Annotated in this window: 9 protein-coding genes; 1 reads left to right on the top strand and 8 read right to left on the bottom strand. The window is 71.3% G+C overall.

Annotated features, from left to right (window positions below; all coding sequences use genetic code 11):
* Positions 1 to 9: 9 nt before the first annotated feature.
* The 8 genes from WBN91_RS09400 to WBN91_RS09365 form a co-directional block, all read right to left on the bottom strand.
* Positions 10 to 1,452 carry a glutamate synthase subunit beta gene (locus WBN91_RS09400; RefSeq protein WP_337723362.1) on the bottom strand — a complete coding sequence of 481 codons (1,443 nt, stop codon included), beginning with the start codon at positions 1,450 to 1,452 and terminating at the stop codon, positions 10 to 12.
* Entirely contained in the window at positions 1,445 to 5,920 is a 4,476-nt protein-coding gene (gene gltB / locus WBN91_RS09395) for a glutamate synthase large subunit (RefSeq protein ID WP_337723361.1), read from the bottom strand. Before gltB ends, WBN91_RS09400 begins: the two co-directional genes overlap by 8 nt.
* A gap of 399 nt (positions 5,921 to 6,319) precedes the next feature.
* The gene (locus tag WBN91_RS09390) at positions 6,320 to 6,538 is read right to left on the bottom strand and encodes a hypothetical protein (RefSeq protein ID WP_337723360.1); all 219 of its coding nucleotides are present in this window, start codon (positions 6,536 to 6,538) and stop codon (positions 6,320 to 6,322) included.
* A 191-nt stretch (positions 6,539 to 6,729) separates the two neighbouring features.
* Positions 6,730 to 7,317 (bottom strand): hypothetical protein, encoded by a 588-nt coding sequence (locus WBN91_RS09385; protein ID WP_337723359.1) that lies wholly within the window; start codon positions 7,315 to 7,317, stop codon positions 6,730 to 6,732.
* Between the two features lie 85 nt (positions 7,318 to 7,402).
* Complete coding sequence (locus tag WBN91_RS09380) at positions 7,403 to 8,107, bottom strand: VIT1/CCC1 transporter family protein (protein WP_337723358.1); 705 nt, start codon at positions 8,105 to 8,107, stop codon at positions 7,403 to 7,405.
* A 120-nt stretch (positions 8,108 to 8,227) separates the two neighbouring features.
* Positions 8,228 to 8,905 (bottom strand): CAP domain-containing protein, encoded by a 678-nt coding sequence (locus WBN91_RS09375; protein ID WP_337723357.1) that lies wholly within the window; start codon positions 8,903 to 8,905, stop codon positions 8,228 to 8,230.
* A 242-nt stretch (positions 8,906 to 9,147) separates the two neighbouring features.
* Positions 9,148 to 10,431, bottom strand: coding sequence for a sensor histidine kinase (locus WBN91_RS09370; protein ID WP_337723356.1), 1,284 nt, complete (start codon positions 10,429 to 10,431; stop codon positions 9,148 to 9,150).
* 1 nt (position 10,432) lies between these two features.
* On the bottom strand, positions 10,433 to 11,113 hold the full coding sequence (locus tag WBN91_RS09365; RefSeq protein ID WP_337723355.1) for a response regulator transcription factor: 681 nt from the start codon (positions 11,111 to 11,113) through the stop codon (positions 10,433 to 10,435).
* Between the two features lie 120 nt (positions 11,114 to 11,233).
* On the opposite strand from WBN91_RS09365, the gene WBN91_RS09360 reads away from it, so the two are divergent.
* A complete protein-coding gene (locus WBN91_RS09360) occupies positions 11,234 to 12,556 on the top strand; it encodes a cation:proton antiporter (protein WP_337723354.1) in 1,323 nt (440 codons plus the stop codon).
* The last annotated feature ends 226 nt before the right edge of the window (positions 12,557 to 12,782 follow it).

The raw sequence follows: 12,782 nt of genomic DNA, 5'->3' as shown, positions 1-12,782 counted from the left end.
GGGACCGGCTCACGCGATCGGCCGGTCGGTCGGCTCGATCGGTCGGGGCAGCACCTGCCGCCCGGTGAGGAACGCGTCCACCCCCGCGGCGGCCGAACGGCCCTCCGCGATGGCCCACACGATCAGCGACTGGCCGCGGCCCATGTCGCCGGCGACGAACACGCCGTCCACGGACGTCTTGAAGGCGTCATCGCGCACCACGTTGCCGCGCGCGTCCAACTCGACGCCCAACTGCTCCAGCAGCCCGGCCTTCTCCGGCCCGAGGAAACCCATCGCCAGGGTCACCAGCTGGGCCGGGATCTCCCGCTCGGTGCCCGGCACCGGCTGGAACTTCGAGTCCACCTCGACCAGCTTCAACGCCCGCACCGCGCCGTCGGCGTCGCCCAGGAACTCGACCGTGGACACCGAGTACACCCGCTCGCCGCCCTCCTCGTGCGCGGAGGTCACCCGGTAGAGCATCGGGTAGGTCGGCCACGGGTGCGCCTCGGACCGCGTCTCGGCGGGCCGGGGCATGATCTCCAGCTGCGTCACCGACGCCGCGCCCTGCCGGTGGGCGGTGCCGACGCAGTCCGCGCCGGTGTCACCGCCGCCGATGACCACGACGTGCTTGCCGGCCGCCGAGATCGGCGAGTCCGGCAGCTCGCCGCGCGCGACCCGGTTGGCCCACGGCAGGTACTCCATCGCCTGGTACACCCCGGACAGCTCGCGGCCGGGCACCGGCAGGTCCCGCCACGCCGTCGCGCCACCGGCCAGCACCACCGCGTCGTACGAGCGCCGCAGCTCCTCCACCGTCACGTCCACGCCGACGTTGACGTTGGTCCGGAACTCGGTGCCCTCGGCCCGCATCTGGTCCAACCGGCGGTCCAGCCGCCACTTCTCCATCTTGAACTCGGGGATGCCGTAGCGCAGCAGCCCGCCGATGGCGTCCGCCCGCTCCAGGACCACCACGTCGTGGCCCACGCGGGTCAGCTGCTGCGCGGCGGCCAGGCCCGCGGGCCCCGAACCCACCACGGCGACCTTGAAGCCGGTGCGGGTCCGGGGCTCCTGGGGCGTGACCCACCCCTCGTCGAAGGCGCGGTCGACGATCGAGATCTCGACCCGCTTGATCGTGACGGGATCGCCGTTGATCCCGACCACGCACGCGGCCTCGCAGGGGGCGGGGCACAACGTCCCGGTGAACTCCGGGAAGTTGTTGGTGGCGTGCAGCCGCTCGATGGCGTCACGCCAGTCCTGCTGCCACACCAGGCTGTTCCACTCCGGGATCAGGTTGCCCAGCGGGCAGCCCTGGTGGCAGAACGCGATGCCGCAGTCCATGCAGCGGCCGGCCTGCTTCTCCAGCTTGGGCCGCTCGAACTCCTCGTAGACCTCGCGCCAGTCGCGCAGCCGCAGGAACACCGGCCGGCTGCGCGGGGTCTCGCGTTCGGTGGTCAGAAAACCGCGCGGGTCAGCCATGTGCGGCCTCCATGATCGCCTCGTTCACGTCGCGGCCCTCCTGCTCCGCGCGCGCCCGCGCGGCCAGCACCCGCTTGTAGTCCTTGGGCATGACCTTGGTGAACCGGTCGACGGCGAGGTCCCAGTCCGCCAGCAGGCCGTGCGCCACCGCGGAGTCGGTCTCCGCGTAGTGCTTCTCCACCACCGTCCGCAGGAACTCGCGGTCGGTGTCGTCCAGCGGGTCCAGGTCCACCATCTCCTGGTTGACCCGCTGCTCCTTCGCGTCCAGCACGTAGGCCACGCCGCCGGACATGCCCGCCGCGAAGTTGCGCCCGGTCGTCCCGAGCACGACCACCCGGCCGCCGGTCATGTACTCGCAGCCGTGGTCGCCCACGCCCTCGACCACGGCCAGCGCGCCGGAGTTGCGCACGCAGAACCGTTCGCCGACCTTGCCGCGCAGGAAGATCTCGCCGCTGGTGGCGCCGTAGCCGATGACGTTGCCCGCGATGATGTGCTGCTCGGCGGAGAACTGCGCGTCCGCCACCGGCCGCACGGTGATCCGCCCGCCGGACAGGCCCTTGGCGACGTAGTCGTTGGCGTCGCCGATGAGCCGCAACGTGATGCCGCGCGGCAGGAACGCGCCGAACGACTGCCCGGCGGTGCCGGTGAAGGTGATGTCGATGGTGTCGTCGGGCAGGCCTTCGCCGCCCCACCGCTTGGTGACCTCGGAGCCCAGCATGGTGCCGACCGTGCGGTTGACGTTGCGAACCGGCAGTTCCAGCCGCACCCGGTCACCGGAGGAGAGCGCGCCCTCGGCGAGCTGGATCAGCGTGTTGTCCAACGCCTTCTCCAGCCCGTGGTCCTGCGCCACGACCTGGTGGCGCGAGGCGCGGGCGGGCAGCTCGGGCACGTGGAAGATCGGCGACAGGTCCAGCCCGGCGGCCTTCCAGTGGTCCACGGCCTTGCGGGTGTCCAGCAGCTCGGCGTGGCCCACGGCCTCCTCCAGCGACCGGAAACCCAGCTGCGCCAGCAGTTCCCGCACTTCCTGGGCCACGAACTCGAAGAAGTTGACCACGTGCTCGGCTTTGCCCGCGAACTTCGCGCGCAGCGCCGGGTTCTGCGTGGCCACGCCCACCGGGCAGGTGTCGAGGTGGCAGACCCGCATCATGATGCAGCCCGACACGACCAGGGGAGCGGTGGCGAAACCGAATTCCTCCGCGCCCAGCAGGGCCGCGATGACGACGTCCCGGCCGGTCTTGAGCTGGCCGTCGGTCTGCACCACGATCCGGTCGCGCAACCGGTTGGCCAGCAGCGTCTGCTGCGTCTCGGCCAGGCCCAGCTCCCACGGACCACCGGCGTGCTTGATCGACGACAGCGGGGACGCGCCCGTGCCGCCGTCGTGGCCGGAGATGAGCACGACGTCCGCGTGCGCCTTGGACACGCCCGCCGCGACCGTGCCGACACCGACCTCGGACACCAGCTTCACGTGGATGCGGGCCGCCGGGTTGGCGTTCTTCAGGTCGTGGATGAGCTGGGCGAGGTCCTCGATCGAGTAGATGTCGTGGTGCGGCGGCGGCGAGATCAGGCCGACGCCGGGCGTGGAGTGCCGGGTGCGGGCGATCCACGGGTACACCTTCGCGCCGGGCAGCTGACCGCCCTCGCCGGGCTTCGCGCCCTGCGCCATCTTGATCTGGATGTCCTCGGCGTTGACCAGGTACTCGCTGGTGACGCCGAACCGGCCGGAAGCGACCTGCTTGATCGCCGAACGGCGGATCGGGTCGTAGAGCCGCTCCGGGTCCTCGCCGCCCTCGCCGGTGTTGGACTTCGCGCCCAACCGGTTCATCGCGATGGCCAGGGTCTCGTGCATCTCCTGCGAGATCGAGCCGTAGGAGATGGCGCCGGTGGCGAACCTCTTGACGATGGAGGAGACCGGCTCGACCTCGTCGATCGGCACCGGGGGCCGGACGTCCTTGAACTCGAACAGGCCGCGCAGGGTCATCAGCCGCTTGGACTGGTCGTCCACGGCCTTCGTGTACTCCTTGAAGATGTCGTAGCGACCGGTCTTCGTGGAGTGCTGGAGCTTGAACACCGTCTGCGGGTTGAACAGGTGCGCCTCGCCCTCGCGGCGCCACTGGTACTCGCCGCCGACCTCCAGCTCCCGGTGGTGGGCGCGGACGCCGTCGGGCGGGAACGCGAGCCGGTGCCGCCGGGCGACCTCCTCGGCGATCACGTCGAACCCGATGCCGCCCAGGCGGGACGTGGTGCCGGTGAAGCAGGAGTCCACGACCTCCGCGCCCAGGCCGATGGCCTCGAAGATCTGCGCGCCGGTGTAGGAGGCGACGGTCGAGACGCCCATCTTGGACATCGTCTTGCGGACGCCCTTGCCCAGCGCCTTGATCAGGTTGCGGGTGGCGGTCTTCGGGTCGAGGTCGCGCATCTCCTCGACCGACGCCATCGCCAGGTACGGGTTGACCGCCTTGGCGCCGTAGCCGATGAGCAGCGCGATGTGGTGCACCTCGCGGGCGTCGCCGGACTCCACGATGAGGTCCACCTGGGTCCGGGTCTTCTCCCGCACCAGGTGGTGGTGCACCGCGCCGGTCAGCAGCAGCGACGGGATCGGCGCGTGGTCCTCGTCGACCCCGCGGTCGGACAGCACGACCAGCCGGGCGCCGTCACGGATCGCCGCCGACACCTCGACCTTGATCTCCGCCAGCCGGCCGACGAGCGCGTCGCCGCCGCCCTTGACGTCGTAGGTGCCGTGCACGGTGTGGGTGCGGAACTCCGGCAGGGTGCCGTCGTCGTCGACGTGCACCAGCTTGGCCAGCTCGTCGTTGTCCAGCACCGGGAAGGGCAGCGAGATGCGGCGACAGCTGCTCGCGTCGGCCTGGAGCAGGTTGGGTTCCGCGCCCAGGGTCGCGTGCAGCGAGGTGACCAGCTCCTCGCGGATCGCGTCCAGCGGCGGGTTCGTGACCTGCGCGAACAGCTGGGTGAAGTAGTCGAACAGCTGCCGGGGGCGGTTGGACAGCGGCGCGAACGGGGCGTCGTTGCCCATCGAGCCGATCGGCTCCGCGCCGGACTTGGCCATCGGCCGCAGCAGCAGCGTGAGTTCCTCGTCGGTGTAGCCGAAGACCTGCTGACGGCGCACGAGGGACGCGTGCGTCGGCACTTCGCGCTCGCGCGCGGGCAGTTCGGTCAGGTGCAGGATCCCGTCGGAGACCCACTCCTGGTACGGGTGCTCGGCGGCCAGCTCGCCCTTGATCTCCTCGTCGTCGATGATCCGGCCCTGCGCGGTGTCGACGAGGAACATGCGGCCGGGTTCGAGGCGGCCCTTGCGGACGATCGTGGTCGGGTCGAGGTCCAGCACGCCGGCCTCGGAGCCCAGCACGACCAGGCCGTCCTCGGTGACCCAGTAGCGGGCGGGGCGCAGGCCGTTGCGGTCCAGCACCGCGCCGATCAGGGTGCCGTCGGTGAACGCGACCAGCGCCGGGCCGTCCCAGGGCTCCATGAGGGTGGAGTGGAACTCGTAGAACGCGCGCCGCTGCGGGTCCATCTCGGTGTGGTTCTCCCACGCCTCGGGGATCATCATCAGCACGGCGTGGGGGAGGGACCGGCCGCCCAGGTGCAGCAGTTCGAGGACCTCGTCGAAGGTCGCCGAGTCGCTGGCGTCGCGGGTGATGACCGGGAAGATCCGCTCCAGGTCGCCCGGGATGAGGTCGGTGGCGAGCATCGACTCGCGCGCGTCCATCCAGTTGCGGTTGCCGCGCAGCGTGTTGATCTCGCCGTTGTGGGCCACGTACCGGTACGGGTGGGCCAGCGGCCACGACGGGAACGTGTTGGTGGAGAACCGGGAGTGCACCAGGCCGATCGAGCTGGTGACCCGCTCGTCGATCAGGTCGGGGAAGAACTTCTCGACCTGCGGCTCGGTGAGCATGCCCTTGTAGACGATGGTGCGGCCCGACAGGCTCGGGAAGTAGACGCCGGTGGCGTGCTCGGCGCGCTTGCGCACGACGAACGCCAGGCGCTCCAGCTCCATGCCGTCCTCACCGCCCAGGAACAGCTGGCGGAACCGGGGCATGGTGGTCCTGGCCGTGGGACCGACGTGGTCGGTGTCCACGGGCAGGTCGCGCCAGCCCAGGACGGTCGCGCCCTCTTCGTCGGCGATGCGCTCGATCTCCGCCCGCACGTCATCGTCGTCGTGCGGCAGGAAGGCGGTGCCGACCGCGTAGGCGCCTGGTTCGGGCAGGTCGAAGTCGACGACCTCGCGGAAGAACGCGTCGGGCACCTGGATCAGGATGCCCGCGCCGTCGCCGGTCTCCGGCTCCGCGCCCCGCGCGCCCCGGTGCTCCAGGTTGCGCAACGCGACCAGCGCCTGGGCGACGATCGCGTGGTTTCTCCGACCTGCGAGGTCGGCGACGAACGCGACACCGCAGGCGTCGTGCTCGAACTGCGGGTCGTAAAGACCGAGCTGTGGCTGGTGGTGGTGGGTCACAACGGGCCCTCCCGTGGCATCGCCTGTCTTGGCTGTTTTCGGGCAAACAGACATGGCCGGGCTGCTCTTCGCGCGCTTCGTCGACGCGCGGCGGCTCGGCCTCGCAGGACTGCTGGCTTGGGGTCCACGCCGGGGGAGATGGGGGCGTGGGGCCGCACTCCGTTGTGCGGGAAACTGCACTTCCTTGTGCGCGTGCCGCGCGGCCGGATCGGGCCGCTTGTCACGCGGGGCGGTGCACCGGGGTTGCCGGGGTCTTGTGACGATAGTGTGAATTTGCGGTTATGGCTCTAGTCCGACAGGGCGTCGTGGTGAATCCCACGCCCAGTTGACATCATTCCTACCAACAGGTTACGCCCAGTCGGACTAGCTTCTCGACCTCTTCAGCCTCTTCAGCGCCGACTAAAACTGCTCGGGGATGCGCTGGGCCACTCTCCCGCACCCGGCGGCGGCCAAGACGGACAAGCCGGCCAAACCGCCCTGCCACACCTGCGCCTCACTCAGCGCGACGATCCCGTTCACGCCCGCCACCAGGATGAAGAGCAGGGCGAGCATCATCCAGAGCCGCCGTTCGGCACGCGCGCTGCGCGGGACGAGGAGAGCTGTCGGGGGATGGGTCACTGGTGGCACCTCCGCTCTTGGTCTTGACGCACCCAACGGCGCCAAGCCAGCGGCGGTTACCCGCTTCCTGCGGTCTTCACACCTTCGAGGGACAACTTTTTTCACGACCCACTACGGGTGTGCGCACTGCGTGACCGCCGTCACAAACCGTCGCGGCCCGGCTGACGGAACCCGCCGGGTGCCGGTCGCGGCTACGAAACCCGGAGCAGGTAGTTGCCGCTCCGGCTGCCGTCGTGGTTGCCGTCGGCTGGGCAGCGCGTGGCGGCGAGGCCGTTGCCCGCGAAGAACAGGCAGTTGCACCGGTGGCAGAAGTGCCAGCGGTCCTGGCCGCCCGGCCCGTTGTTGTTGGTGACGTCCTCCAACCGGAACGAGTCCAACAGGAGGTCCGGCACGGGTTGTCCCGGACTGTGCCACCCCGGGAAGAGCGGGCACACGCCTTGGCCGCGTTCGCCGCGCCCGAGGTACCAGACGGCCTTGCAGAACCGGCACCAGTGCCAACCCGGCTGCCCGGCTCCGGGTTCCGTCGCACGGCGGATGGTGTAGACGCCGCTCCCGCTCGAGTAGTGGTTGTGGTCCCACAAGTGGAAGACGGGACAGTGGCCCTGGTTGTCGCCCTCGATGAACCACATCCCCTGGCAGCGGGAGCACCACCGGAACGCACTCGACGCCGCCGCCGCGCCGGTCGCCGCCGCGGCCAGTCCGGCCGCCGAGACCAGCAGGACCGCCGCGCCACGGCCTGCGTCGCGGAGCATTCGGCGTCTGGTCGGCTGGTCGGGCATCGGTGGCTCCTCCCCGCGCTGGTTCGACCCCTGCGACGCTAGGTGCGGGACGGGAGGACCGCACCGCGGTTCGGCGGCTCCGGGGTCAGCCCACGGTGACGCCGAACAGCAGGCCCACGTAGTACGTGACCAGCATGGTCAGCGAGCCCACCACGACGTTCCGCCGCACCGCCCGCCACACCGGGCTTGCGCCCAGCCGCGCGCTGATCACCCCGGTCAGCACCAACCCCGCCAGCACCGCCACCGCGCACGTCCACACCCGCCACGACAGCGGCGGCAGGACGATCGCCACCAGCGGGATCAGAGCACCCACCGCGAACGACACCAGGGACGCCCACGCGGCCTGCCACGGGCTGGTCAGGTTGTCCGGGTCGATCTGGAGTTCGGCCTCGGCGTGTGCCCGTAGCGCATCCTGTTCGGTCAGCTCCCGGGCGACCTGGGCGGCCAAGTCCGGGGACAGGCCCTTGTCCTCGTAGATGTCGGCGAGTTCGCGTTCCTCCTCCTCCGGCATCTCGCGCAACTCCCGCGCCTCCAAGCGCAGGGCCGCTCGCTCGGTGTCGCGTTGGGTGCTGACCGAGACGTACTCGCCGCCGGCCATCGACAGCGCGCCGGCTACCAACCCGGCCACGCCGGCGGCCAAGACCGTTGTGCGGTCCGCAGTGGCGCCGGCGACGCCTACCACTAGGCCCGCCGTGGACACGATGCCGTCGTTCGCGCCCAACACCCCTGCGCGCAACCAGTTCAGGCGTTCGGCCAGGTCGTCGTGGTGGGCTTCGCCGGAGTGGGTCATGGCGTGATCGAACCACCTCGCGGGCGGTTGCGCCTTTGAACTGGCGCGGTTCTACCAACGGCTCCACGCCTGCGAGCCGACGTCACCCTGGCCGTCTGAACGAGCCGAACAAGCCTCGGCTCACCAGCCGAAGTTCTGCGTCCAATAGATGCCGTAGGAACCGCCGCGGGCCATGCCGACGCCCAGTGTCTTCAGCTTGCAGTTGAGGATGTTCGCCCGGTGGCCCGGCGATTCCATCCACCCCTTCACCACGGCCTCCGGCGTGCGTTGCCCGGCCGCGATGTTCTCCGCCCCGGGCGACGGGTAGCCGGCGGCCTTGATGCGGTCGGCGAAGGTGCGGCCGTCCTGGGAGGTGTGGCTGAAGTAGTTGTTGGCCGCCATGTCCGCGCTGTGGCCGCGGGCGGCCTTGTCGAGGCGTTCGTCGATGCCCAGGGCCGGGCAGCCGTGGGCCGCGCGCTCGGCGTTGGTCAGGTTGAACACCTTCGCCTCGGCCAGTTCCACCTCGGTCTTGGCGGGCGCGATGGGCGGCGCGGGCGGCGTGGGTTCCAGGGTCGGCTCGACGGTCGTCGTGGTGGGCGGCGCGGGTGGGGTGGTGGTGGTCTCGGTGGTGGTCGTGGTGGTGGCGGACGTGGTGGACGGCGAGGGGGACGTCACCGGGGTGCCGGTCTGGGACGTCGTGCGGACCGTCGTCGTGGCCGTGGCGGTCACCAGGCCGATCTCCTCGGGGTCGTCGCACCCCGCCAGCGCCAGGCCGGCCAGTGCGACGACGACGGGCAGTGCACGCTTCGTGCGGAACACGCGGAAAACCTCATCTGCATTCGACGGCTTTCGGGTGCGGCGACCGCCGAGCGCCTTTGTGCAGGGTAAGGCGCTGCGGTCGCCGCACCGGACGCGGAATGGGGCAACCGGGCAAGAGGGAGAGCGCTGCGGTCGACCTCGATTCCGAAAATGACCTTGTCAGCCATTTTCGGAAATGTCAACACACGAATTATTTAAGGAACATTTAAAGGTGCCATCAGGTGCCGCAAAGAAAGCGCCGGCTAGCCTTGGCGCTCCGGCAGCCGGGTCAGCCGCAACTGGACCCGGGTGCCCCCGAGCGGCCCGCGGTCCACGACCAGCGAGCCTCCGGTGGACTCGGCCGCGCGGCGGGCGATGTCGAGTCCGAGACCGGTGGAGCCGGCGCTGCTGCTTCCACGGCGCAGCGCCGTCTCCAGGTCCTCGATGCCCGGCCCCGCGTCCTCGATGACGATCACCACCTGCTCGGGCCGGTGGAACAGCGCCACCACGAACCCGGTGCCCTCCGGCGTGTGCCGGAAGATGTTGCCCAGCACCACGTCCATCGCCGCCGCGAGGTCGCTGCGGGTCAGCGGCACGTACGCGCGCCGCTCGGTGCCGCGCAGGTTCCACAGCCGCTGCTGGTCGTCGGCCAGCGCCGACCAGAACACCAGCCGGTCGTGCACGACCTGCGCCGCGTCGCACCGCCCGCCCGCCGGGTCGTCCAACTCCTTGCGGGCGGCCCGGATCAGCTCGTTGACCTCGCGTTCCAGCGCGTGCACGGCCTGCCGCACCCGGTTGGCGCCGGGGTCGGCGCCCAGCGTCTCGGAGTCCAGCCGCAACGCGGTCAACGGCGTGCGCAGCCGGTGCGACAGGTCGGCCAGGATCTCCCGCTCGTTGGCCATCAGCTGCCCGATCCGGTCGGCCATCCGGTTGAACGCGCCGCCCGCGTCCACCAGCTCCGGCGGACCGGTCGGCGTCACGCGCGCGGCCAGGTCGCCCTGCTCCATCCGCCGCGCGCCGTCGGCCAACGCCCGCGACGCCCGCACCACCCGCGCCCCCAACCGGTCCGCGACCAGCACCGACGCCAACACCAGCGACACCGCCACCCCGGACAGCGCGAGCCACGCCGACGTGACACCCCGGGACAGCTCCGCGGAGGGCACGAACGCCTCCACCACCGCGACCCGGTCCTCGCCGAGCACGACCGGCTGGAGGTGCACCCACCCGTCGGGCACGGGTCCGCTGGAGGACAACCCCTCCTCGCGCGCCGACCGCAACTGCTCGTCGGTCGCCTTCACCGCGCCGACCACTTGGCCACCGGGCAGGTGCACGGCCACACGCCCGGAGATCGACGCCAGCGCCTGCTGCACCGCCGCCGGGTCCACGGTGATCACCAGCACCGGCGTCAGCGCGCCCGCCTGCCGTTCGGCGTCGGCCACCGCCCGGTCCTCGGCCAGCTGCCGCACCACCAGGGCCAGCGGGATCAGGAACGCCAGCGCCACCATCGACGTGACCGCGAGCGAGACCAGCGCGAGGGACTTGCGCACGTCACTCCGCCGCCGTGAGCTTGAACCCGACCCCGCGCACGGTGTGCAGGTAGCGCGGCTGGGCGGCCCGTTCCCCGAGCTTGCGGCGCAGCCACGACAGGTGCACGTCCAGCGTCTGGTCGTCGTGTCGGCCGGGCAGGTTCCACAGGTTGGCCAGCAGCTCCCCGCGCGGCACCACCTTGCCCTCGCGCGCCGCCAGGTAGGCCAGCAGGTCGAACTCCTTGCGGGTCAGGTTCAGCTCCCGCGCGCCCAGCCGCGCCTCGCGGCGGTCCAGGTCGATGGTCAGCTGCCCGATCCGGATCGGCTCGGGCTTGTCGTCCTTGCGCGCTCGGCGCAGCACCGCCGACAGCCGCGCGGCGAGGTGCTCGCTGGAGAACGGCTTGACCAGGTAGTCGTCCGCGCCCGCGTTGAGCAGCCGCACGATCTCGGCCTCGTCGTCGCGGGCGGTGGCCACGATCACCGGCACGTCGCACACGCCGCGCATCATCCGCAACGCGTCCGCGCCGTCCATGTCCGGCAACCCCAGGTCCAGCACGACCAGGTCGAACGACGCGCCCGCGATCTCGCGCAGCGCCTCCAGCGCCGTGCCCACCGGCAGCACCGCGTGCCCGAGCCCGGTCAACGCGCGCGACACCGCCGACCGCACCACCGGGTCGTCCTCGACGAGCAGCACCGAGACCATGCCGGGCACCGTAACGCCCCTGTTCCGCGCCACCGGACCGCGGGTACGGCACCACGGAGTGCTTGCCCGACCGAACCCGCGTAGAGGTCGAAAGGCACCGCATCCACCCTGGGGGCCGCCATGACCGTTCTCGCCGCCACACCTCTCGCCGCCGCGCCGCCCACGCCGATCGGCGCGCACCAGATGCTCGTGTTCCTGCTCCAGCTCGCCGTCCTGCTGGGCGCGGCGATGGCGCTGGGCAAGCTCGCGGCCCGGTTCGCGTGGCCCGAGGTGGTCGGTGAGCTGACCGCCGGCGTGGTGCTCGGCCCGTCACTGCTGGCGCACGTGTGGCCCGGTCTGTCCGGGTGGCTGTTCCCGACCGCCGGCACCCAGATCCACCTGCTCGACGCGGTCGGCCAGTTCGGGGTGCTGATGCTGGTCGGGTTCACCGGCATGCACATCGACCTGCCGATGGTCCGGCGACGCGGCACCACCGCGCTGTGGGTGTCGTCGGGCGGCCTGCTGATCCCGTTGGCGGTGGGTGTCGGGGTCGGGTTCCTGCTGCCCGTGTCGCTGCTGTCCGGCGGGTCCGAGACGCTGGTGTTCGCGCTGTTCCTGGGGGTGGCGATGTGCGTGTCGGCCATCCCGGTGATCGCGAAGACCCTGGTGGAGCTGAACCTGCTGCACCGCGACATCGGCCAGCTGACCATCAGCGCCGCCGCCGTGGACGACATCGTCGGCTGGTCGCTGCTGTCGGTGGTGTCCGCGATGGCCACCACCGGGCTGCGCGCCGGCCACGTGGCCCTGACCGCGGGCAGCCTGGTCGCGGCGTTCGCCGTCGCCCTGCTCGTCGGCCGCCCGGTGGTCAAGAGGGCGTTGACGCTGGCCAACCGGTCCACCGACGCCGGCCCGACCGTCGCCACCGTCGTGGTGCTGCTGATCGCGTCCGCCGCCGGGACGCACGCCCTGGGCCTGGAGCCGATCCTGGGCACGTTCCTGTGCGGCATCCTGCTGAGCACCTCGGGCCTACTGGACCGCCGCAAACTCGCGCCGCTGCGCACCATGACCCTGGCCGTGCTCGCGCCGATCTTCTTCGCCACGGCAGGCCTGCGCATGGACCTGACCCTGCTGGGGCAGTGGCCCGTGCTGCTGTCGGCGCTGGTGGTGCTGGCGATCGCGATCGGCGGCAAGTTCGCGGGCGCGTACCTGGGGGCGCGGCTGTCCCGGCTGACGCACTGGGAGGGGCTGGCGCTCGGCGCGGGGCTCAACGCGCGAGGCGTGATCGAGGTGATCGTGGCGATGGTGGGGTTGCGGGTGGGCGTGCTGACCACCGCCGGGTACACGATCGTCGTGCTGGTGGCGGTCGTGACGTCCCTGATGGCGCCGCCGATGCTCCGCTACGCGGTCAAGCACATCGAGACCACCGACGAGGAACGCGAGCGCGAACGCACCTTCGCCGGCTGACCACGGGCGGACGCGCGCTTCCGCACCGCCCGCCCGCAGCCTCGCCCGACCCACCACTCGACCACCGCGTGCTTTCCCGCGCGGAGCGCGCCGCTTTCGCCGAAGGCACGCCTTCCCACCGAAGGCGCGTTTTTCCGCCGAAGGCGGCGCGCTCTTGCGTTCCGCCAAGCGGCAGCGACCACGGGAAGGGCCTCGGTTTCTTTCCCCGTCCGGCCTGGGCGAAGCC

It is taken from the genome of Saccharothrix sp. CCNWYY140 (assembly GCF_037401995.1).
In the GTDB taxonomy this organism is placed as follows: domain Bacteria; phylum Actinomycetota; class Actinomycetes; order Mycobacteriales; family Pseudonocardiaceae; genus Actinosynnema.
This window is presented reverse-complemented; position numbering and strand designations above follow the sequence as displayed.